19 protein-coding genes and 1 tRNA gene are annotated in these 21,626 nt (G+C 71.0%); 15 read left to right on the top strand and 5 right to left on the bottom strand.

What is annotated here, in order from left to right:
• The 10 genes from V7793_RS15520 to V7793_RS15475 form a co-directional block, all read left to right on the top strand.
• A partial coding sequence (locus tag V7793_RS15520; RefSeq protein ID WP_336006829.1) for an FAD binding domain-containing protein occupies positions 1-519 on the top strand: 519 nt, incomplete at its 5' end.
• Positions 516-3,086 carry a (2Fe-2S)-binding protein gene (locus tag V7793_RS15515; protein WP_336006828.1) on the top strand — a complete coding sequence of 857 codons (2,571 nt, stop codon included), beginning with the start codon at positions 516-518 and terminating at the stop codon, positions 3,084-3,086. The genes V7793_RS15520 and V7793_RS15515, both read left to right, overlap by 4 nt.
• A 32-nt stretch (positions 3,087-3,118) precedes the next feature.
• The gene (locus tag V7793_RS15510) at positions 3,119-5,443 is read left to right on the top strand and encodes a xanthine dehydrogenase family protein molybdopterin-binding subunit (RefSeq protein ID WP_336006830.1); all 2,325 of its coding nucleotides are present in this window, start codon (positions 3,119-3,121) and stop codon (positions 5,441-5,443) included.
• Between the two features lie 107 nt (positions 5,444-5,550).
• Positions 5,551-6,018, top strand: coding sequence for a hypothetical protein (locus V7793_RS15505; protein WP_336006827.1), 468 nt, complete (start codon positions 5,551-5,553; stop codon positions 6,016-6,018).
• 23 nt (positions 6,019-6,041) lie between these two features.
• A complete protein-coding gene (locus V7793_RS15500; protein WP_336006826.1) occupies positions 6,042-7,637 on the top strand; it encodes a hypothetical protein in 1,596 nt (531 codons plus the stop codon).
• A gap of 11 nt (positions 7,638-7,648) precedes the next feature.
• On the top strand, positions 7,649-8,860 hold the full coding sequence (mycP, locus tag V7793_RS15495; protein WP_336006825.1) for a type VII secretion-associated serine protease mycosin: 1,212 nt from the start codon (positions 7,649-7,651) through the stop codon (positions 8,858-8,860).
• A gap of 199 nt (positions 8,861-9,059) precedes the next feature.
• A complete protein-coding gene (locus V7793_RS15490) occupies positions 9,060-9,419 on the top strand; it encodes a WXG100 family type VII secretion target (RefSeq protein ID WP_336006824.1) in 360 nt (119 codons plus the stop codon).
• The gene (locus V7793_RS15485; protein ID WP_336006823.1) at positions 9,416-13,795 is read left to right on the top strand and encodes a DUF6531 domain-containing protein; all 4,380 of its coding nucleotides are present in this window, start codon (positions 9,416-9,418) and stop codon (positions 13,793-13,795) included. Before V7793_RS15490 ends, V7793_RS15485 begins: the two co-directional genes overlap by 4 nt.
• Positions 13,796-14,149, top strand: coding sequence for a hypothetical protein (locus tag V7793_RS15480; RefSeq protein WP_336006822.1), 354 nt, complete (start codon positions 13,796-13,798; stop codon positions 14,147-14,149).
• Positions 14,150-14,178: 29 nt separating this feature from the next.
• On the top strand, positions 14,179-14,652 hold the full coding sequence (locus V7793_RS15475; RefSeq protein ID WP_336006821.1) for a barstar family protein: 474 nt from the start codon (positions 14,179-14,181) through the stop codon (positions 14,650-14,652).
• Positions 14,653-14,732: 80 nt separating this feature from the next.
• Here the strand turns inward: V7793_RS15475 and V7793_RS15470 are convergent, their stop codons facing one another.
• Complete coding sequence (locus V7793_RS15470) at positions 14,733-14,975, bottom strand: hypothetical protein (RefSeq protein ID WP_336006820.1); 243 nt, start codon at positions 14,973-14,975, stop codon at positions 14,733-14,735.
• A gap of 686 nt (positions 14,976-15,661) precedes the next feature.
• Here V7793_RS15470 and V7793_RS15465 point away from each other — a divergent pair.
• Positions 15,662-16,417, top strand: coding sequence for a GntR family transcriptional regulator (locus V7793_RS15465; RefSeq protein ID WP_336006819.1), 756 nt, complete (start codon positions 15,662-15,664; stop codon positions 16,415-16,417).
• A gap of 18 nt (positions 16,418-16,435) precedes the next feature.
• On the opposite strand, the gene V7793_RS15460 is transcribed toward V7793_RS15465, so the two are convergent.
• The 4 genes from V7793_RS15460 to V7793_RS15445 all read right to left on the bottom strand — a co-directional run bounded on the left by V7793_RS15460 (position 16,436) and on the right by V7793_RS15445 (position 18,004).
• Positions 16,436-16,672: a hypothetical protein gene (locus V7793_RS15460; RefSeq protein WP_336006818.1), complete on the bottom strand. Its 237-nt coding sequence runs from the start codon at positions 16,670-16,672 to the stop codon at positions 16,436-16,438.
• Positions 16,673-16,737: 65 nt separating this feature from the next.
• Positions 16,738-16,875 carry a hypothetical protein gene (locus V7793_RS15455; protein WP_336006817.1) on the bottom strand — a complete coding sequence of 46 codons (138 nt, stop codon included), beginning with the start codon at positions 16,873-16,875 and terminating at the stop codon, positions 16,738-16,740.
• A 51-nt stretch (positions 16,876-16,926) separates the two neighbouring features.
• Positions 16,927-16,998, bottom strand: a tRNA-Cys gene (locus V7793_RS15450).
• A gap of 88 nt (positions 16,999-17,086) precedes the next feature.
• Positions 17,087-18,004, bottom strand: a complete 918-nt coding sequence (locus V7793_RS15445) for an alpha/beta fold hydrolase (RefSeq protein ID WP_336006816.1) — start codon at positions 18,002-18,004, stop codon at positions 17,087-17,089.
• 97 nt (positions 18,005-18,101) lie between these two features.
• Here V7793_RS15445 and V7793_RS15440 point away from each other — a divergent pair, with 97 nt between their 5' ends.
• The 4 genes from V7793_RS15440 to V7793_RS15425 all read left to right on the top strand — a co-directional run.
• A complete protein-coding gene (locus tag V7793_RS15440; protein ID WP_336006815.1) occupies positions 18,102-19,007 on the top strand; it encodes a LysR family transcriptional regulator in 906 nt (301 codons plus the stop codon).
• A 154-nt stretch (positions 19,008-19,161) separates the two neighbouring features.
• The gene (locus V7793_RS15435) at positions 19,162-19,716 is read left to right on the top strand and encodes a cysteine dioxygenase family protein (RefSeq protein ID WP_336006814.1); all 555 of its coding nucleotides are present in this window, start codon (positions 19,162-19,164) and stop codon (positions 19,714-19,716) included.
• Positions 19,716-20,813, top strand: coding sequence for a YeiH family protein (locus tag V7793_RS15430; protein WP_336006813.1), 1,098 nt, complete (start codon positions 19,716-19,718; stop codon positions 20,811-20,813). The genes V7793_RS15435 and V7793_RS15430 overlap by 1 nt, the downstream gene beginning before the upstream one ends.
• Positions 20,814-21,015: 202 nt before the next feature.
• Positions 21,016-21,626: MFS transporter (locus V7793_RS15425; RefSeq protein ID WP_336006812.1), on the top strand; the 611-nt coding region annotated here is incomplete at its 3' end.

Here is a 21,626-nt window from a genome sequence, read left to right as displayed (position 1 = left end):
GCCCTGCCCGTCCTCGCCGCCCTCGAAGCCACCCTCGTCATCGCGGGCCCCGGCGGCGGCCGCCGCGAGATCCCCGTCGGCCACTTCCTGACGGGCTACGAGATGCTCGCCCCCGGCGAGCTCATCGGCTACGTCCGCGTGCCCCTGCTGCACGCCCCGCAGACCTTCCTCAAGGCCACCGGACGCACCGGCCCGGGCCGCGCCACCGCGTCCGTCGCCGTCGTCCTCGACCCCGCCCGGCGGGGCGTGCGCTGCGCGGTGGGCGCCGTCGCACCCATGCCGCTGCGCCCGCTCGACGCCGAGCGCTGGGTCGCCTCCCTCATCGACTGGGACGGCGAGCGCACGCTCGCCCCCGAGGCGTGCGCCGCCTTCGGCGACTACGTCGCCGCGGCCTGCATCCCGGACCCCGCGCCCGCTCCCGACGGCGGGGAGCCGGGCACCCTGCCGCCCGCCGCGCTGCACTTGCGTCGTACGGTGGCGACTCTGGCCCGCCGAGCACTGGGGAGGGCACTCGCGTGAGTGACGAACAGCGACAGGCCCACGCCGCCGGCCCGGTCGGCTGGCAGCCGATCCCGCGCGGCGGGGAGTACGACGAGGGCACCACGTTCCTGCAGCTGCCCCCGGAGCTCCTCGCGCATCCGGGCGCGGCCATGAACGGCACCGGCGCCTGGGACCCGCTGGCCGCGGCCGGCTCGGGCGGCTACACCCCGCCCTCCGCCGACTCCTGGCAGCAGGCGCCGGCGGCGGCTGCAGCGGGGGCGCAGGGGCAGTGGGGGGTGCCCGGGGGTGCTTACGGGCATGAGGGCACGGGGGCCCATCAGGGCGGCTATCAGCCGGCACCTGAGGCCGCCGAGGCCCATGGAGGGGTTCACGGCGGTGCGCACGACGGGGCACATGGCGGTACCCATGGCGGTGCTCACGGTGGTGCTCACGGTGGGGTGTCCGACGCCGCCTACGGTGAGACGTACGGCGAGGGTGTGCACGTAGGTGGCGCCTATGACGGGGGCCTTCATGACGGCGCCCTTCATGGCGGAGCCCTTCACGATGGCGCTCTTCACGATGGCGCTCTTCACGGCGGGGGTGTGCACGACGGTGGCGGGCACGATGCCGGTGTGCGCGATGCCGGTGTGCATGACGCGGGTTTGCATGACGCGGGTTTGCGCGACGCGGGTTTGCTTGAGGCCGGACTTCACGACGGTGGCGCTCACGGCGGCGGTCCGCAGGGCAGCGGTCCTCATCAGGGCGGTTCTTACGAGGGCGGTCACCAGGACGGCACGCTCCACGACGGCACGCTCCACGACGGCGCCCTTCACTCCCCCCACGACGGCGGTGCCGATCCGCACGCCACGGCGGAGTGGCCGGCGCCCGGTGCCGGCTCGACGGGCCAGTGGTCCGTGCCGGCCGCGGGCGACGACCCCGTCGACGAGTCCGGCGAGTACCTCGTCCGCAGTGCCGCCCCGGAGGCGCCCGCGGCGCCGGTGACGCCGCCGGCGCCCTGGTCGGCGCAGCCCGTCGACGACTCCTGGCGCCAGTCGCTGGCCGCGGCCACCCCGGCCGCGGGTACGCCCGTCCCGGGCCCCGACACCGGCCAGTGGTCGGTTCCGGTTCTGCCCGAGGACGCGGTGGATGCGGCGGACGTGTCCGGCGAGTACGCGCGGGACGGCTTCCCCGGTGCGGTCGCGGAGAATTCCGCTTCCGCCCTGCCCGGCGAGCCTCCGGCCGTGGACGCGGCGAGCGCGTTCACCGTGCCGGCGTACGTCAGCGACGTCACTGGTACGGGCGATAATCCGGGCGCGGCCGGGACGGAGAACGAGCCGTCCGTTGCGTCCGTCTCCGCCTCGGCCTCCGCCTCCGCGTCCGAGGGGCCGTCGCCTGCGGCGGAGCCGGAGCCGGCGGGGCAGCCGGAGGTTTCCGGCGCCGAGCAGGGGCAGGAGCAGCAGCCCGTCCTGCACCCGCAGCAGGCGGTGCACGCCGAGTCGTTCGCCCACCCGGGCCCGGCCGGGCAGCACGCCCAGCCGACGCTGCCCGAGCAGTTCGTACCGTCGCAGGGACAGCCGCAGGGGCTGTCGCAGGGGCTGTCGCAGGGAACGTCGGATGCGGCCGATGCCGTAGCTGCCGACGCCCCCGTGTCGGCCGACGTCGTAGCGGACGAGGCGGCGGCGTCGCCCGCCGCGCCCGCCGACGGCTCCGAGCGCGATCAGGATCCGTCCGGTGCCGACGCCGATCCGGGTGCCGGCATTCCGGAGCACGCCATCCCCGGCCCCGGCATCCCGGCGCACGACACCCTCGGCGGCGGCGATCCCCTCGGTGCCGCCGACCCCCTCGGGTCCACGGGTCACCCCGTCGGGTCCACGGGTCACCCCGTCGGGACCACGGGTCACCCCGTCGGATCCGCAGGTCACCCCCTCGACCTCTCCGACCCGCTCGACCTCTCCGACCCCCTCGACCTCTCCGACCCCCTCGGCGTCCCGCACAACGAGCACCCCTGCACGTCCTACGTCCTGCGCGTCAACGGCACCGACCGGCCCGTGACCGACGCCTGGATCGGCGAGTCCCTGCTGTACGTCCTGCGCGAGCGCCTCGGCCTCGCCGGGGCCAAGGACGGCTGCTCGCAGGGCGAGTGCGGGGCCTGCTCGGTCCAGGTCGACGGGCGGCTCGTCGCCTCCTGCCTGGTCCCGGCGGCCACCACGGCCGGCGCGGAGGTCCGTACGGTCGAGGGCCTGGCCACCGACGGCCGGCCGTCCGACGTGCAGCGGGCGCTCGCCGAGTGCGGCGCCGTGCAGTGCGGTTTCTGCGTGCCCGGCATGGCGATGACCATGCACGACCTCCTCGAGGGCAACCACGCCCCGACCGAGATGGAGACCCGCCGGGCCATCTGCGGCAACCTCTGCCGCTGCTCGGGCTACCGGGGCGTGCTCGACGCGGTCCGGCAGGTCGTCGGCGAGCGCGAGGCGGCCGCGGCGCAGGAGCTCCAGGACGCGGATGCGCAGCAGCACGAGGTGCTGCAGCCGGATGCGGACCAGGCCCGTATCCCGCACCAGGCGGGCCCGCACGGCGGGGGCAGCGGAAAGGCGACGACGGCATGACGGGAAGCGGCGGAATGGGCGGAATGGCAGGAATGGCGGGCGCGGCCGAAGGCGGCGCCACGGCCACCGCCATTCCTCTGCTCACCTCGCCCGGCGGCCCCGCCGAACCGCAGCGCGGCATCGGCGCCTCCCTCACCCCGGCCGACGCGGAGGCCAAGACCCAGGGTATCTACCCGTACGCGGCCGACCTGTGGGCCGAGGGCCTGCTGTGGGCCGCGCTCCTGCGCTCCCCGCACCCGCACGCCCGCATCCTGTCGATCGACACCAGCGAGGCCGCCCGGATGCCGGGCGTCCGTGCCGTCGTGACGCACGCGGACGTGCCCGGCGACGCCGCCCACGGCCGCAAGATCGCCGACCGTCCGGTCTTCGCGTCCGACATCGTGCGCCACCACGGCGAGCCGATCGCCGCCGTCGCCGCCGACCACCCCGACACCGCGCGGCTCGCCGCGGCGGCCATCGCCGTCGAGTACGAGGTGCTGGAGCCCGTCACCGACCCCGAGCAGGCCTTCTCCGCCGAGCCGCTGCACCCCGACGGCAATCTGATCCGCCACATCCCGCTGCGCTTCGGCGATCCGGACGCGGTCGGCGAAGTGATCGTCGAAGGCCTCTACCGGATCGGCCGCCAGGACCCGGCGCCCATCGGCGCCGAGGCCGGCCTCGCCGTGCCGCGCCCCGACGGCGGCGTCGAGATCTACACCGCGTCGACGGACCCGCACGCCGACCGCGACCTGGCCGCCGCCTGCTTCGGCCTGGCGCCCGAGCGCGTGAAGGTTGTCGTCACCGGCGTGCCCGGGGCGATGGGCGACCGCGAGGACCCCGGCATGCAGCTGCCGCTCGGCCTGCTCGCGCTGCGCACCGGCCACCCCGTCAAGCTCGTCGCCACCCGCGAGGAGTCCTTCCTCGGCCACCCGCACCGCCACCCCACGCTGCTGCGCTACCGCCACCACGCGGACGCCGACGGCAAGCTGGTGAAGGTCGAGGCGCAGATCCTGCTGGACGCGGGCGCCTACGCCGACACCTCGTCCGACGCGCTGGCCGCCGCCGTGGCCTTCGCCTGCGGCCCGTACGTCGTGCCGCACGCCTTCGTCGAGGGCTGGGCCGTCCGCACCAACAACCCGCCGTCCGGCCACATGCGCGGCGAGGGCGCCATGCAGGTGTGCGCCGCGTACGAGGGCCAGATGGACAAGCTCGCGGCCCGCCTGGGCCTTGACCCGGCCGAGCTGCGCCTGCGCAACGTACTGGCGACCGGCGACCTGCTGCCCACCGGCCAGACGGTCACCTGCCCCGCCCCCGTGGCCGAACTCCTGCGCGCCGTCCGCGACTACCCGCTGCCCGCCCTCCCCTCGGACGACCCCGAGGAGGAGTGGGTGCTGCCCGGCGGCCCCGGCGGCGCGGGCGAGGCCGGTGCGGTGCGGCGCGGCGTCGGCTACGGCCTGGGCATGGTGCACATGCTCGGCGCGGAGGGCGCGGACGAGGTCTCGACGGCCACGGTCAAGGTGACGGGCCCGGTGGCCACGGTCATCTGCGCGGCGGTCGAAACGGGCCAGGGCTTTGCGACCCTCGCCCGCCAGATCGTCCAGGAGGTCCTAGGCCTGGACGAGGTCTACGTCGCCCCCGTCGACACCGACCAGCCCCCGTCCGGCCCCGGCGCGCACAGCCGCCACACGTGGGTGTCGGGCGGCGCGGTCGAGCGCGCGGCGCGGATGGTGCGGACGCAGCTGCTGCAGCCGCTCGCCGCGCAGTTCGGCATGTCGGCGGAGCTGTTGACCATCGCCGACGGCAAGATCACGTCGTACGACGGGGTCCTGAGCATCACGGTCGCCGAGGTCCTGGAGGGCAAGGAACTCTGGGCCACGGCCCAGTGCCGCCCCCACCCCACCGAGCCGCTCGACGAATCGGGCCAGGGCGACGCGTTCGTGGGCATGGCCTTCTGCGCGGTGCGCGCGGTCGTGGACGTGGACGTGGAACTGGGCTCCGTCCGGGTCGTCGAAATGGCAGTGGCCCAGGACGTGGGCCGCGTCCTCAACCCGAAGCAGGCCCGCGCCCGCATCGAGGCGGGCATCACCCAGGGCGTCGGCGCGGCCCTGACGGAAAACCTCCGCACGGCGGGCGGAATGGTCCGCCGACCGGACTTCACGGGCTATGCGTTGCCGACGTCGCTGGACACCCCGGACGTCCACATCGTGAAGCTGGTCGAGGAGCGCGACGTCGTTGCTCCTTTCGGGGCCAAGGCGATCAGCGCGGTACCGGTGGTGACGTCGCCGGCGGCGGTGGCTTCGGCGGTGCGCGCGGCCACGGGCCGCCCGGTCAACCGGCTGCCGATCAGGCCGCAGGCGGCGGTGGCGACGTCCGGCTGAGCGCCCGGCTGAGTACGCGCGTGTCACTGCCCGGCGTTACTGTGTAGCGTGAAGTTACATGTGACGGCGGGCGGTTGGCGGGTGGGGAAGTCAGTGGAGGGGCACACGTGACCGAGCAGGGGCCGCAAGGCGGCTTGGCCGCCGAACTGTCCACCCTGAAGAAGTTCAAGGGCCGGGTGGACGATCTGCTGCGCACACTGGACGAATCCGACGGCGCGCCGGGCAAGGTAGCGGAAACGGGCCTCACCCAGGCCCACTTGGGCGTGAACTTCCACGCGGCGGAAGCCCTCTACAGCGTCTACCGCGACGTCCACACGGACCTGGTGACACTGGCCCAGCTCCTCAACGACCAGATCCAAGCGCTGAGCGCGACCGTGCTAGACGCCCATTCGGGCTACGCCAACACGGACGCGGAGGAGCGGGAGAAGCTCTGGGCGATCCACCAGCGGATGCAGCGCCAGTACGACCCGAAGCTGGACCCGGATGCCGATCCGGCGCAGCCGCAGACGCTGTGGCCGGGAGCCCCTACGGATCCGCGCGGTAGCAGCGGATCAGGCGGACACACCCACTTCTAGAGCCGGGAAGGACGCAAGCACTGATGACCGACCAAGTCCCGACCAGAAGCGACAAGGACCCCCGCTTCCCGCCGGTATGCGCGCCTGCCGAAGACTTCTACGACATCCCGCACGAGAAGCTCCAGGCGATGGTCGAGCACGCGGACCAGCACCGGGTCATCGCCATCGGCCTCCAGCTCAACGGCGCGGCCCAGGCCATCAAGAAGCTCGGAGACGACCTCAAGAAGCACATGGAGGGCGTCGTCTGGTCGGGCGAAGCCGGCGAGGCCTTCCGCAAGTGGGGCCACTCCATGGCCAACGAGACGATCCGGCTCGGCGATTACGTCAAGGCGGTCAACAAGTGGATGGGCTACGCGTCCACGGACCTGGGCAGCGCGAGGCGGATGCCGAAGTACTCGCCCGAGGACAAGGCTACGGTCGATGCGTGGCTGAAGAAGCAGACCCTCCCGCTGAAGGAGGTCCCCCCGCCGTGGCTGCAGGGCCTCAAACCCGACAGCCCCTTGGACAGCCCCACGCACAAGGAGGCATACGACGCGCAGGAGCGGCTTAAGGAGAACCACAAGGCGGCAGCTGCGCTGATGAAGGCGCTGGCGGAGTCGTACGACCAGTCGGGGACGCAGATTTTGCGGGTGGCTCGGCCTAATTTTCGGCCTATGCCGCCGCAGGTGATGCCGACTAAGCAGACGCCACTCGACCCGAATGAGTACGTTGATTTGCCTGGTGGCGGTTCTGGAGCAACGTCGCCCGGCGCAGCCGCCAGGGTCTTGCTGGCGGGCTACACAGGCGGCGCGTTGGCTGGCGGAGGTGTTCACGACGCTTCGATGCCATCCGCGCCTACAGAACGGTTCGTTCGGCGGCCTGAGCTGGACCTCTCTGGGGGTGTCGATGCGCCACCCCGCGTACCCATTCTGCAGCCGGATCGGACGTCAGTTACTCCGTCGGATGCTGGGAAGCCGCAAATTCCCATGCCGCACGTTCCTGTGCCTGGTTGGCCGGGTCCTGATCGACGACCTGATTCGGGTCGCCGTCCGGGGGGTGCGCTCCCTGAGCGAGGTGGACAGCCCGTACCCAGAGTCCCGACGCCGGGGCCTGGCGCTGGTACCACCCGGATGCCGAGCCTGCCGCGCGACGGGATCGTCGGTGGCCGCCCCACGCCGCGTGGGCCGTCCGTGCCGACCCAGCACCCCGGGCGGGTTCCGGTCTTCGGTGCGGAGCCGTCCCAGCGGCAGGGTCAGACGAGGACTCCCATGGTCCCGGGCGCTAGCTTCGGCGGGGCGCCTGGGCCTTCGATTGGCAGCCCGGGGGCCGGGGTTGGTCGGGCCAGGGCGACGGAGCCCGGCGGAGTTGTTGGGCGCCGCCCAGGGCAGAGCCCAGGTAGGGGTGTCAGCGCGGACTTCACCCCGGGTGGGGCCGGTCTGGTCCGTGGCGGTGCTGCTGGCGAGAGTCGAACTAACTCGTCGGCCAGAACCGGCATGATGGGCGGATTGATGCCTGTTGGCGGTGTGAGTGGCGCCTCTTCGGAGCGGCAATCCGGAAGCCGACGACCCGACTACCTGGTCGAGGACGAGGAGACCTGGAATCAAGGTGGCAAGGCAGTCGTGCCACCGGTCATCGAGTAGAGGACATCTCCATGAGCAATGCCCGTGTTGTACGGGGGACATGGGCGGGTAGAGCCATCGTCATTCTCGCCTCGCTTATCGTGGTCTCGGCCGCGCCAGCCCACGCCGATACGGTCCGTTCCCGCCAGTGGTATCTGGACGCCATGCATGCGGAAGAAATGTGGGAAAAGAGCACCGGTGTCGGGGTGACTGTGGCAGTAATCGACACTGGCGTTGATGCGAGCCTGCCAGACCTGCAGGGGCAGGTGCTCGAAGGGAAGAACTTCTCAGGGCAGTCGGGCGACGCGCGAACGGATGCTGAAGGGCACGGCAGTAAAATGGCGGCCCTCATTGCCGGAACGGGCAAGAGAGGCAGTGGCGCAGGGACCTACGGCCTGGCTCCCGGAGTAAGGATCCTTCCTGTCCGCGTTAGGCAGAAGGGAAATGCCCTGGAGGGGACGAGGTCGATGGTTGATGCACTCCATTATGCAGCCGACTCGGACGCAAAGATCATCAACATCTCGCTGGGCGGCCCGAGTGACGATCTAGAAGAGAAGGCCATCGCCTATGCGCTTAGCAAAGGAAAGATGATCTTTGCTGCGGCTGGTAACTCGGGCGACAAGGGCAATGCGGTGGAGTACCCAGCCGCCTATCCGGGTGTCATTGGCGTAGCTGGCCTCGATCAGGAAGGTGCTGCTGCAAGTTGGTCGCAGCACGGCCCCCAAGTGGACTTGTCTGCGCCTGGCGCAGCCATGGTTGCGGCCTGCTCGGGCGGTACCGAACTCTGCCGAGGTAACGGCACCAGTGACGCCTCGGCCCTCGCCGCCGCCTCCGCCGCCCTAATCTGGTCCGCCCACCCCGACTGGACCGCCAACCAGGTAACCCGCGTCCTCATCAACACCGCCGGCGGCACCGGCACGGCGGAAAAGCGCAACGACTACGTAGGCTACGGCGCCGTCCGCCCCCGCATCGCTCTCAAGGACCCGGGCGACCCGGGCCCGGCGGATGTGAACCCTCTCCCGGGTCCGAGTGCGTCACCGGCTCCGGGGGACGCCAGCTCCAAGGCGCTGGCCACGAGTCTCCCGCAGCAGGAATCGGCCGACGCCGCAAGCAACGACGGCGGCAGCCCCGCTAAGTGGATCGCCCTCGGCGCCGGAGCGGCAGTCCTGGTCGGGGCGGCCGTTGCGACCCCCGTCCTCCTCGCCCGTCGCCGCAGCGGCCCCCGAGGCGGCTCGGCAGGCTGATCGCCGCTCCGATCCTCCGGAGCTCGCACGGGGCAAAGACACCACCACCCGCGACGGGGTGTCGAAAGCATCTCCATCGAACCGGCATGCGAACATGTGACCTCGGCGTGATCGGGCGTCAGATGCCGCGGGACGGGCAACAGGCAACGCGTGCCCTCCCCGGAGCGCCCGGCGCGGTTACCTCGGTGGGGAGGCGGCAATGGGCGGCAGCCCGGGCGGCGGCGACGGCAAGATCCTGGACATCAAGACCGCGGACCTGAAGTCCGCGGCGCCGGCGTTCAGTGAGCAGAGCGGCAAGCTGCGCGAGGCGCTGTCCGAGCTGACCACAGCGCTGGACGGTCTCGGCGCGCCGTGGGGCGCGGACGATCAGGGCAAGCAGTTCGGCGACTCCTACCGGCCCAAGCGGACCCAGATCGAGAACTCGACGAAGATCCTCATCGCCGGCCTCGCGAGCATTCACGAGGCGATGGTCGACATGTCCGACGGTCACGTCGAGAACGACAAGCTGATCGCTGCGATGTTCTCGAAGAAGGGCGCCAAGGGCGGCGGCGGCAAGTGAGCGTCAAGCACAAGGTCCAGAACTTCCTCGTCGACTACATGGGCCTGTACTGGCCCGACGGCGACGCCGACAAGCTCCGTAAGGCCGCCAAGGCCTGGCGTACGTTCGCGGGCAAAGTCGAAGCGATCCGCACACCCGTCAACAACCAGGCCACCTCCCTCATCCACAACAACAAGGGTGAGGCGATCGAGGCCTTCGAGGTCTTCTGGCACCGCTATGCCAAGGGCGCGGAGGACGGCTGGCTGAGCGACCTCGCGGAGTCGGCGAAGAAGATGGCGGACGGGCTGGAGAAGCTCGCCCGCGCCATCGACAAGGCGATGGACGACCTCTGGGACAAGATCATCGCAGATCTCGTCGTCCTGGGAGCGGCCGTCACCATCGCCGTGGCGACCGGCGGCGCCCTCGCCGGCCCGGCCGCCGGCGCAGCGACCGCGATCGTGGAAGCGGGGGCCGCGCTCGGCATCGTCGTGTCCACGACGGTGGCCGAGGTGGCGGGCGTGACGCTGGCCGCGGCGGCGTTCGGCGGTCTGGAGTCGGTCACGGTCAACCTGGCGGTCGCCCAGCCCATCAAGATCGCGCAGGGTCGCCAGGACGGCATCAACCTGACCGAGGCAGGCGCCGCGGCCAACGACGGCATGCTCTACGGTGGCATGTTCGGCGGCTTCGGCAGCATCGCGAAGAACGCCGGGACCGCGGGCGGTTACCGCAACCTCTTCAACGGCATCCGCCCGATGGACGTCGAACTCGCCCAGGCCGCCCGCCTCCCCGTCAATATCGAGTGCGCCCTGGACCCCATCGACGTCGCCACCGGGGCCATGCTCCTGCCGGCCACGGACGTCACCCTGCCCGGCTCCCTGCCCCTCGTCATCGGCCGCACCCACCTCTCCTCGTACCGCGCAGGCGCCTGGTTCGGCCCGACCTGGGCTTCCACCTTCGACGAACGAGTCCAGATCGACGCCGACGGTGTCGTCTACGCGGCGGCCGACGGCACGCGGCTGGTCTATCCGGTACCCGCCCCGGGCGAGCCCGTGCTCCCGGTCAAAGGCCCGCGCTGGCCCCTGACCTGGGACGGCACCCCGGGCGGGCTGATGACCATCACCGACCCGCAGGCCGGCGTCACCCGTACCTTCGGCGGCATCGTCCCGACCGAGGAGCCGGGGATCCTCCAGTTGCCGCTGGAGTGCGTGGAGGACCGCAACGGCGCGCGCATCGACATCGAGCGGACGGCCACCGGCACGCCCACCGCGATCCGTCACTCGGGCGGCTACTACGTGGCCGTGGAGACGGCCGTCGTCGGGGCGGCGGGCGCCCGTGTCACGGGCCTGCGCCTCCTCGACGAGCCCCCGTCCCCGTACGAGCCGGCCCACAGCCCCGGTCGCGGCACCGTCCTCATCCGGTACGGCTACGACGACGCGGGAAACCTGACGGAGGTCACCAACTCCAGTGGGAAGCCCCTGCGTTTCACGTACGACGCAGAGGGCCGAATAACCTCGTGGACCGACCGCAACGACACGACGTACGGCTACACCTACGACGCGCAGGGCCGCGTCATCCGCACGGACGGCACCGACGGCTTCCTCTCCGGCTCGTTGTCGTACGACGCCGGGGCTCGCACGACGACCGTCACGGACTCCCTGGGCCACGAGCGCACCTACCGCCACAACGCGGACGCCCTGGTCACGGAAGAGACGGACGCACTCGGCCACACGACCGTCACCACCTGGGACGCCACGGCCACGAGCCGCCTCTCGGTGACGGACCCGCTGGGCCGCACCACCCGCTACGCGTACGACGACGCGGGCAATCTCGCCCAGGTGGTCCTGCCGGACGGCTCGACGGCCTCGGCCACCTACGACGACCTGTGCAGGCCGACGGAGCTCACGGAACCGGGCGGCGCGACGTGGCGCCACGCGTACGACACCCGTGGCAACCTCCTCGCGACCACGGACCCGCTGGGCGCGGAGACGCGCTACGGCTACGACGAGCTGGGCCATCTGTCCGCGGTGACCGATGCCCTCGGCCACACCTCTCACGTCACCTGTGACGCGGCCGGGCTGCCCGTCGCCCTCACGGACCCGCTCGGCCACCGCACGACGGCCAGCCGGGACCTCTTCGGACGGATCGCCGAGGCCACCGACCCGCTGGGCCGCGTCACGCGCACGGCGTGGACGACGGAGGGCAGGCCGAGCCGGCGCGAGTACCCGGACGGCACCGCCGAGACCTGGACCTGGGACGGCGAAGGCAACCTCCTCACCCACACCGACCCCGCAGGCAACACCACTCGTCACACCGCGGGCCGCTTCGACCTCCCCGTATCCCGCACGGACTCCGACGGCACGACGTACGCCTTTGCGTACGACACGGAGCTGCGCCTGACGGGCGTCACCAACCCGCAGGGCTTGACCTGGTCGTACGACTACGACGCGGCAGGTCGCGTCACGTCCGAGACGGACTTCAACGGCCGCACTCTGACGTACGCGCACGACGCGGCGGGCGAACTCGCCGCCCGTACGAACGGCGCCGGGGAAACGCTGCACTTCACCCGCGACCTGCTGGGGCGGGCGACGGAGCAGCGTACGGACGATGCCGAGGCGGTCTCGTCCATCTCGACCTTCGCCTACGACGCGGCAGGCCGCCTGCATCGTGCGGTGAACGCCGACACAGAACTCGCCTACGAGCGCGACGCGCTGGGCCGCGTGCTGTCGGAGACGGTGAGCGGCAGGACGACGTCGTACACGTACGACGCGCTGGGTCGCCGCATACGACGCGTGACCCCGTCCGGGCTCGCCTCGGAATGGACGTACGACGCTGCGGGCCGCCCGGCGGAGCTGCGCGGTGACGCGGGCGGGCTCACCTTCGCCTACGACGCGGCAGGCCGCGAAACGGAACGCCGTCTGGGCGAAGGCGCAGTGCTCGCCCAGGAATGGGACGCCAACGACCGTCTGACGATCCAGGCCATCCGGGGCGCCGACCGCCTCCTCCAGCACCGCGAATACGCCTACCGCCCGGACGGCTACCTCACCGAGATCCGCGAACTCACCTCCGGCACCCGCCGCTTCGACCTCACCGCGACCGGCCGCGTGACGGTGGTCAGCGCCCACGGCTGTACGGAGCGGTACGCGTACGACGGGGCCGGCAATGTCACACTCGCCGAGGCCCCGGCACACGCCGCCCCCGGCGAGCGCGACTTCGAAGGCACCCTGATCCGCCGCGCGGGCCGCACGTCGTACGAGCATGATGCCCAGGGCCGCCTCACCCGCAAGACCCGCAAGCTCCTCAACGGGCAGACGCGCACGTGGACGTACACCTGGGACGCGGAGGACCGCCTGCGGGAAGCGGTGACGCCGGAGGGGGAGCGGTGGCGGTACGCGTACGACCCGCTGGGCCGCCGCATATCGAAGCACCGGACCCCGGTCGACGGTGAGTCGGCCGAGACTGAGGAAGCGCTCTTCTCCTGGGACGGCACGCGCCTCGCCGAACAGTCCACTGCCGACGGCCGAGTAACGACCTGGGACTACGCCCCCGGAACGCACCGCCCCCTGACGCAGACGGACCACACGCGTCTGGTCCGGGCAGCTGGCAAGTCCCTGATCTCGGAATTCGCTGATACGAAGGACCGGGACTTCGCCACCCGCTTCCACGCCGTGATCACGGACCTGATCGGCACCCCGATGGAGCTGATCACCCCATCCGGAGAGCTCGCGTGGCAACACCGCACGACCCTATGGGGCACACGCCTCCCGGCACCTGGCTCGGAAGAGGGTGCAGATTGCCCCCTCCGCTTCCCAGGCCAGTTTTATGACCCCGAGACGGGTTTGAATTACAACTACTTCCGGTATTACGACCCGGAGGCCGCTGGTTACCTCGCGGCTGATCCGCTCGGTTTGCTGCCCGGTCCGAATCATCACGGTTACGTGCCTACTCCTCACCTGGTGAGTGACCCATTGGGCTTGGCGCCGGATGCCTGCGCCAAGAAACCTCAAAAGAAGAAGGACTACCCCACCCTCAATGAGCTAGGGAAGGTGGGCAAGGACGCCAACGAAAATATCGTGTCGGGAGGCGTGGGTGGGCAGCGCCTGATCGAGGAGCTGCGTCGAGAGTCGTCCGGCTCGGTCTTTACTCCTGAAGGGAAATTGACTCCGCAGGTCATATCGGAATCGATGATGGTTATCCCAGGGGTCGAGCTTCGTAACCGGTACGTCGTTGACCACCTTAAGGGGATTGGGGGGTCCATGGACGATTGGGGGAAATACAGCACGCGAACGCACCAGAGTCCGTATGGCGACTTCCAGGTCCATTACTACTACAATGAGAAGACTGGCGCAGTGGCATATGATTCGGACTACAAGGTCGTCATGAACCGGAGGAAGCAGTAGATGCTCGTAAGAGTTATCCGCGATGGCGGTGTTAATGCAAGCCCTCTGCGAAGCGGTGAAGACTATTGCGTCCTCGAGGTCTACGCCAGGTTCGAAGGGAAGAACTATTATCGAATCGATCCGATGGATGGTTCGGCCCCTGCACTGTTCGACGCCCGCGGATTTTCTGTCACCTCTCCGACTGTTTCTCGATCCTGGGTCGCTGAAGCGAATGATGGGTCGCTCTTCCTCCGGCCTGCGGCTTGGAGTGCGCCAGGTTTTTGGGAAGCATATTTCGACGATGAAGACTGGGCCGGCGATGAGTACCTAACGATCCGGAATCTCATCATGGAGGAGGCTGCGCGAGAGGCGTAGCGCACTGAGGAGCGACAGGAGGGGAGACAGTGGTGGCGGACGTGCCTCAGCTTTGGAGCGCGAGCGGGCCTTGGATTCACGTGCTGGGGCGGGCGGCGGTTGGCACGGTAACGGATGTCCTGCCCCCGACTGGTGTGGCCTTCGTCGGGCGCGTGGACGGGGCGAACATGGCCGACAGGGATGGCGTTTTTGAGCAGTTTTGGGACCGGCTCACGTTTCCCGATTATTTCGGTTGGAACTGGTACGCGCTGTACGACTGCCTACGGGACCTTAAGTGGCTCCCCGCCAACCGGTATCTCGTGTTGATCGACAACGCGCCGATGGTGCTCTCGGAAAGTCCGGAGGAGCGGGAGGCGTTCTTCTCGGTATTGAAGCGGGCCGTGGAGCACTGGCGTAATCCGCACGAGAAGCCCGGAAACATCCCGGTTGCATTCACCGTGCTGCTCGTCTGCGAGTCGGATGAGGCTGAGTCTCTTCGGGCTGAGCTCGCCCGGGTGGGATGAGGGGCCCCGCGTGGGCGGTTGCGGGTTCGGCTATGCGCCATTGCCCGGCCGGGTGCCCCCGGCCGGGCTGTTTATAGCCGTCAGTGCGGGTGGTTACTGGGCTCGTTCTGGGTCGGGATCGCCCGTACGGCCGAGACCTCGGTCGCCGGGTGGAGGTAGATCAGTTCTCCGGACTGGAAGCGCACGGCCTTCATTCGACCCACTTCCGTCACGTCCAGCACCCTGAACGGCACGTTGCCGATCGCGATGACGTCACCCGGCTCCATGGTGTCGCTGGTGACTTTGATGGACGTGAAGGTGTGCGTGGCTGCGTTCGCGATCATCAGCACGCCTCCGCCGTCTGCCGGTACTGGTGGGTCGGGACGGGGTGCCAGCGCGGCTGGAGTCGTAGGCCCGCCTGTTCTCCTTCGGTCAGCAGGTACAGGCGGACGAGGCTGGTCTCCTCGGCGTGGAGGAGCTCCTGGTCCTGATGCCGCGAGGGTTGAGACGCGGGCCTGGTCGGCGGTGGGGTCGCCTCACTCGCCGGGTGCTCCGTCGGTGTAGCGGGTGCGAGTAGTTGCCTCGTCCATGTGACGGCTCGGCGGATATGCTCGAACACGCTGATCTGCTCCTTCATAGCTGTCGGCCAAGCCCCCGGGCAGCTGCTACTGCCGCGGGGGTGTCTCTCTTTACGGCGGCCCATGCCAACCGGCCGCTCTTGCTGTCGATGGCAACTCCCCACCCATCCCCTATGGCCAGAGCCGCGAAGAGCTCGCCCCAGGACTCGGTGGGGAGTGGGTCCGGCACCTCCGTGGCGATGTGTGCATTGGTCTGGTCAGCGGTGATCCGTGGGATGAAGCCGGCGTCGGAGAGGCGTGCAGAGATGGCATCGACGCGAACTTCTGGGTGTGGGCGCAACGCACCTCCGTCGCCTTGCAGCACTGGGTGCTGTGGCGTGCCCAGAGTATAAACTGGGCGCCCAGTTTTAGTCTAGGAACCCAGAGTAGGGCCGGGGCCCTAGATTCTGCATATGCATGAGCAGGCCCCTTACCTCCGTTTCGCCGAGGAACTCCGGAAGCGCATCGAAGATCAAGAGTGGATGCCGGGCGAGCGACTCCCCTCTCGTGCGCAGCTGGCCGAAGAGTGTGGTGTGACCGATGGGGTCGTCCGTCGCGCCCAAGAGAGGCTCATTGAGGAAGGCGTTCTGACCGGACGCGCCGGTTCAGGCACCTACGTCGCCGAACCCCGCGAGCGCGTGCGCGTCGTCCGGTCACCCGAACGGGAGCGGACCAGTGGGTCGGCCTTCGAGGCGGACATGGCGGCCCTGGGCAAGCGGGCCACGTGGGAGAGCCGGTCCGACGCCATGGTGCCCGCCCCGGCGGACATCGCCGCCCGGCTCGGCATTCCCGAGGGCGACTACTGCGTGCGCACCACGTACGAGTACCTGGCCGATGACAAGCCGGTGCAGCTGTCCACCAGTTGGGAGCCGTACAGCATCACCGCGGGCTCGCTCGTCGTGATGCCCGAGGCCGGTCCGCTGGCCGGTGAGGGCGTGGTGCGGCGCATGGCCGAGGTCGGGATCAAGGTCACCCGTGCCGCGGAGCGGCCGGAGCCCGGGCACGCCGATGCCGAGGAGGCCAACCTCCTCGGCATTCAGAAGGGCGCGCTGGTGACGCGGATTCAGCGCACGTACTACAGCGACGACGGCCGGGCCGTCGAGACGGCGGACATCGTCGTGCCGACCGCCCTGTGCGAGATCGTCTACGACGTGTCGTTCGGCTCCTGAAGGCTGCTAGGTCAAGGCTCAGGTGCCGAACGTTCTGCGGTCCAGGACCCGGCAGGCCAGCAGCGGCAGTAGTACGGCTACGGCCGCCACGACCGCGAGCAGCCAGTCGAGCCTGGCGGCGCCCGCAACCACCGCGGCTTGTACCGTTCCTGCCGCCGTCAGGCTGCGGGCGGCGGAGATCCGGTGCCGGACGGCGCGGGCCATGCCGCGGCAGCTCCAGGTGTTCGCCGCCACGGCGACGAGTCCCATGAACATGGCGGCAGCCGTCCATGCGAGGGCGGTCTCGGGGGAGCCGCCTCCGGACTCTTCGTCCTCGGGGTCTATGCGCCTTGGAAGTACATCGGGGCGAACAGGAAGCAGTAGCCCGCGATCAACAGCGTCTGGCCGGCCACGACGAGCGTCGTCAGGCCCAGCAGTGCACGGTGCCCGCGCGTCATCAGTGGTTCCCGCCCCCTCACCCGAAGGGTGATCTTAGGCGGTCCGGCGGCACTCGCAGATCCGCTTGCCAGAGGCCGTGACCGGAATCGAACCGGCGTAACTCGCTTTGCAGGCGAGTCCCTCAACCACTCGGGCACACGGCCAAGTTGTGCTCAGTGCGTTCAACGTACGGGGCGGCCGCGGGGGTATCAACGGTTTCGGCGGCGCCGCAATGCGACTGCCATGTCGCGTTCACGCGGGCCCCGTCCCGCCCCCGCCCACGCCCCCGCCCTCGTGGGCCTCCGGGTCGTGGCCCCGGGTCAGGAAGGATTCGACCACCGGGCGGAAGAGGTCCGGTTCGTCCACCCATGGGTAGTGGCCCACGCCGTGGAGGGTGCGGACGGACGCCGTGCGGAAGGAGGTGGCTACGAGTTCGCCCGCGCGCAGGCCCGCGAGGGCGTCGCGGTCGCCGGTGATGACGAGGACGGGGCACTTCAGCTCGGGGAGGCGGTCCAGGAGGGCCGCGCGGGCGGGTTCGTCGACGCCTTGCCAGAAGCCGGCGCGGGGGACGGGGCCGAGCTGGCCGGGTTCGGTGGCGGCGTGGGCGCGCTGGGGGGCGTCCCAGCGGCCGTAGCCCATGGGGGCGGCGCGCAGGAGGAGGGTGCGGACCTCGTTCATGTCGGTGGCCGTCGGAAGGGTGTGGACGGCGACGTACGCGTCCGGCCACCAGGGTTCCTCCGCGCGGGACTCGAAGATCTCCTCGGCGTCGTCCGGCAGCCGGCCCTGGAGCCGTGATCCGGGGGTGACGAGGACGAGCCGGGTGAGGCGGTGGCCGTAGAGCGCCGCGTAGGCCTGGGCCGTGGCGCACGCGGCGTCGTGGGCCAGCAGGGCGAAGGCTTCCAGGCCGAGGTGGGCGCGGAGGGATTCGAGGTCCTCGGCGAGGGCGGGGAAGGCGTAGCCGGAGGCGTCGGGGGCGGGCGGCGAGGCGCCCGTGCCGCGGCTGTCGGGGATGACGAGGGTGCGGTGGGCGTCCAGCCCGCCGAGGTCGCCCAGGTAGGCGGCGTCCCTGCCGGGGCCGCCGGCCAGGCACAGCAGCGGCGCCCCGGGCTCCGGTCCCTCCAGCACCCGGTAGCTCAGTTCCACTCCGTCGTACGATGCGTAACACGGCATAAGTCCACCTTGCCCCATCTATCCGCAAATCCCGCTGATCCAGAAGCTACCCCTCGCTTCTCTCCCCCCTATCCCAAATTCCGCTTATGATTCCGGCGTGTTCGACTCGCGGCACATCAAGACGTTCCACGCGGTGGTCACGGCCGGGTCGTACTCCGCGGCCGCCCGCGTGCTCGGCTACACCCAGCCCGCGATCACCCAGCAGATGAAGGCGCTGGAGCGCTCCGTCGGCACCCCGCTGTTCACCCGCGTCGGCCGCCGGATGCGGCTCACCGAGGCCGGCGAGGCGCTCTCCCGGCACGCCGAGACGATCCTCGACACCCTCACGGCCGCGCAGCAGCAGATGAGTTCGCTGACCCGGCTGCGCGCCGGGCGGGTCAGGGTCTGCGCCTTCCCCAGTGCCAGCGCCACCCTGATACCGGAGGCGCTGGCCCGGCTCGCCGCCGACCACCCGGGCATCCGCGTCGAGCTGCTGGAGGGCGAGCCGCCCGACTCGATCCGCCGCCTCGTGCGCGGCGAGTGCGACATCACCCTCGCCTTCACCTATCCCGGCCTGCACGAACAGGTCCCCGAGGAGCTGGTGGAGATACCGCTCATGGAGGACCAGCTGACGGTCCTGATGCCCATAGGGCACCCCCTCGCCCGCCGCCGCGCCGTCCAGCTCGGCGACCTGTCCGAGGAGCGCTGGATCGCCGGCTGCCTGCGCTGCCGCACCAACTTCCTCCACGAGTGCGCCGAAGTCGGCTTCGCCCCCGACATCGCCTTCACCACCGACGACAACCTCGTCGTGCAGTCCCTGGTCGCCGAGGGCCTGGGCATCGCGATGATGCCGGGCCTGGTGCTGTCCTTCATGCGCCACGACCGGATCACGGGGCGGGCGCTGGACCCCGCCTCGCGCCGTCAGGTCTCGGCGTACGTGCTGCGCGACCACCTGCGGATCCCGGCCACCGCCCTCGTCCTGGACGAACTGAAGGCGGTGGCGGCCCGGCGTGTCGGCTGCTGACCGGGCCCCCGATCCACCGACCGGGTCTGGCGGATCTGCCGACCGGATCTGCCGGCCGGGTCTGCCGGCGGTCCCCAACTCATAAGCTCCCGTTGGGTTCCGGCCAACAGACTGTCGTTGGACCCGTCGGTCCGCCCGCCTCGACCCTGCACTCATGACCACTCCCACCGCAGCCCCGACGACGGCCCGCCTCGCCCAGCTCGTCGACGACGTCCGGGAAGCCGTAGGCCGTGGCCTGCCGCCCGACACGACGGCCTACATCGTCGGCGAGCGGCTCGCCGCCCACCTCGGCGCCGGCGACCTGCTCACCGACGGGCAACGCGAGGGCGACCCCGACCGCTACCGGCAGCACATCCTGCACGCCGAGCACGACGGCAGCTTCTCCGTCGTCGCGCTCGTGTGGATGCCCGGCCAGCAGACCGCCGTCCACGACCACGTCTCCTGGTGCGTCACCGGCGTCCACGAGGGCACCGAGAGCGAGCGCCGCTACCGGCTCGTGCCCGACGGCACGACCGCCCGCCTGGTCGCCACCGAGGACGTCGTCAACCACCAGGGGGACGTGTGCGGCTTCGCGCCGCCCGGCGACATCCACCGCGTCCGCAACGCCTGTACGACCAAGGCGATCTCCCTCCACATCTACGGCGCCGACATCTCCCGCCTGGGCTCCAGCGTGCGCCGCGTCTACGACCTCCCGGCCGACGAAATCTGATGGCACTCCTCACCCCCCGTACCGACCGCGTTCCCACGAGCACACCGCCGCGGCCCGCCCCCGGCGCGCTCCCCGGCCTCGCCACGGCCGCCGCGGGCGTCGCCGTCGCCTGGGCCGTGCACCTGCTCGTCCCCGCCGTCCCCATGCTCACCGCCGCCGTCGTCCTCGGCATCGCCGCGGCGCACACCCCGGGCGTACGGGCATGGGTGCGCGGCGCCGCCCGGCCGGGCCTCACCCTGGCCGGCAAGCGGCTCATGCGGATCGGCGTCGTCCTGCTCGGGCTCAAGCTCGGCCTCGACGACGTCCTCGGCCTCGGCTGGGCCACCGTCGCCATGGTGATCGCCGTCGTGGCTGCCACCTTCGCCGGCACGCTCTGGCTCGGGCGCAGGCTGGGCCTGCGCGGCGACCAGCCCCTGCTCATCGCCACCGGCTACTCGATCTGCGGCGCCTCGGCGATCGGCGCGGTCAGCGAGGTCTCCGGCAGCGACGAGGAGGACGTGGCGACGTCCGTCGCCCTGGTGACCCTCTGCGGCACCCTCGCCATCGCCGTCCTGCCGCTCCTGCACCACCCCCTCGGCCTGGACGACGCGCAGTTCGGCCGCTGGGTCGGCGCGGGCGTCCATGACGTCGGCCAGGTCGTGGCCACGGCGCAGACCGCCGGGCCCGCGGCGCTCACCGACGCCGTGCTGGTCAAGCTGATGCGGGTGGCGCTGCTCGCGCCGCTCGTCGCCGCGGTGGCTGTGTCCGTGCGCAGGCGCCGGCAGAGTCCCGAGAAGGCGTCCGGGAAGACGTCCGGGAAGGCGTCCGGGAAGACGTCCGGGAAGGCGTCCGGGAAGCGGCCCCCGCTCGTCCCCCTGTTCGTCCTCGGATTCCTCGCCATGGTCGGCGTCCGCACCACCGGCTGGGTGCCGGCCGCCGGGCTGGACCTCGCCGCGCACGCCCAGGAGCTGCTCCTCGCCGCCGCCCTCTTCGGGCTCGGCAGCGCCGTCCACCTGCCCTCGCTGGTCCGCACCGGCGGGCGCGTCGCGGCGCTGGGGCTGTGCTCGTGGGTCGTGATCGCGGGGGCCTCGTACGGGGGCGTGCTGCTGACGACGTGACCGGGACGGCAGCCGCCGCCAGCAGCGCGCGCTCGCCCGGTGCGAAGGGCCCGGCCCGGTCACGACGTCACCGGGCCCGGCCCCACCGCACCGGGCCCATCGGCCCCTCCGGGCCCGCCGCGCCTCCTAGGACCCAAGTCCGACCTGATCTCGTCCCCGCGACAGGCGCCGGAAGCGGACTCCGTCCGTACGCTCAAGCGGTATGACCGCAGCCGAATCCGTGGCCCCGCAGGCCACTGCCGCGACCGGCCGGGGCGAGGGCATACTGGGCCGCCGCCACCGTGCGCTGACCCTCGGCATCATCTCCGTCGTCTCGCTCATCGCCTTCGAAGCGAGCGCGGTCAACACCGCGATGCCGGTCGCCGCCCGTGCCCTCGACGGCATCGGGCTCTACGCCTTCGCCTTCTCCGCCTTCTTCACCGCGAGCCTGTTCGCGATGACCCTGTCGGGGGAGTGGTGCGACCGCTCCGGCCCCCTCGTCCCCCTCTTCACCGGCATCGCCGCCTTCGGCACCGGCCTGGTGATCGCCGGGTCGGCGCAGCGCATGTGGATGTTCGTCGGCGGGCGCGGGGTGCAGGGCATCGGGGGCGGCCTGGTGATCGTCGCGCTGTACGTCGTGGTCGGCCGGGCCTATCCGGAGCGGCTGCGGGCCTCCGTCATGGCCTCGTTCTCGGCCGCCTGGGTGGTGCCGGTGATCGTCGGCCCGCTGGTGGCCGGCACCGTCACCGAGCAGGCCGGCTGGCGCTGGGTGTTCCTGGCGATCCCCGTGCTGATCCTGCTGCCCCTGGCCGTGATGCTCCCGGCGCTGCGCGC

This window comes from Streptomyces sp. KLMMK, from assembly GCF_036961605.1.
GTDB lineage: Bacteria > Actinomycetota > Actinomycetes > Streptomycetales > Streptomycetaceae > Streptomyces > Streptomyces telluris.
The sequence above is the reverse complement of the archived record's forward strand: the minus strand, read 5'-3'. Positions and strand labels throughout refer to the sequence as shown.

Excerpts from the sequence above, each read along its gene's own strand:
- V7793_RS15510 (WP_336006830.1), top strand. The coding sequence starts at position 3,119 with ATGGCGGGCGCGGCCGAAGGCGGCGCCACGGCCACCGCCATTCCTCTG.
- V7793_RS15500 (WP_336006826.1), top strand. The coding sequence starts at position 6,042 with ATGACCGACCAAGTCCCGACCAGAAGCGACAAGGACCCCCGCTTCCCG.
- mycP (WP_336006825.1), top strand. The coding sequence starts at position 7,649 with ATGAGCAATGCCCGTGTTGTACGGGGGACATGGGCGGGTAGAGCCATC.
- V7793_RS15490 (WP_336006824.1), top strand. The coding sequence starts at position 9,060 with ATGGGCGGCAGCCCGGGCGGCGGCGACGGCAAGATCCTGGACATCAAG.
- V7793_RS15480 (WP_336006822.1), top strand. The coding sequence starts at position 13,796 with ATGCTCGTAAGAGTTATCCGCGATGGCGGTGTTAATGCAAGCCCTCTG.
- V7793_RS15470 (WP_336006820.1), bottom strand. The coding sequence starts at position 14,975 with ATGATCGCGAACGCAGCCACGCACACCTTCACGTCCATCAAAGTCACC.
- V7793_RS15465 (WP_336006819.1), top strand. The coding sequence starts at position 15,662 with ATGCATGAGCAGGCCCCTTACCTCCGTTTCGCCGAGGAACTCCGGAAG.
- V7793_RS15460 (WP_336006818.1), bottom strand. The coding sequence starts at position 16,672 with ATGTTCATGGGACTCGTCGCCGTGGCGGCGAACACCTGGAGCTGCCGC.
- V7793_RS15445 (WP_336006816.1), bottom strand. The coding sequence starts at position 18,004 with ATGCCGTGTTACGCATCGTACGACGGAGTGGAACTGAGCTACCGGGTG.
- V7793_RS15435 (WP_336006814.1), top strand. The coding sequence starts at position 19,162 with ATGACCACTCCCACCGCAGCCCCGACGACGGCCCGCCTCGCCCAGCTC.
- V7793_RS15430 (WP_336006813.1), top strand. The coding sequence starts at position 19,716 with ATGGCACTCCTCACCCCCCGTACCGACCGCGTTCCCACGAGCACACCG.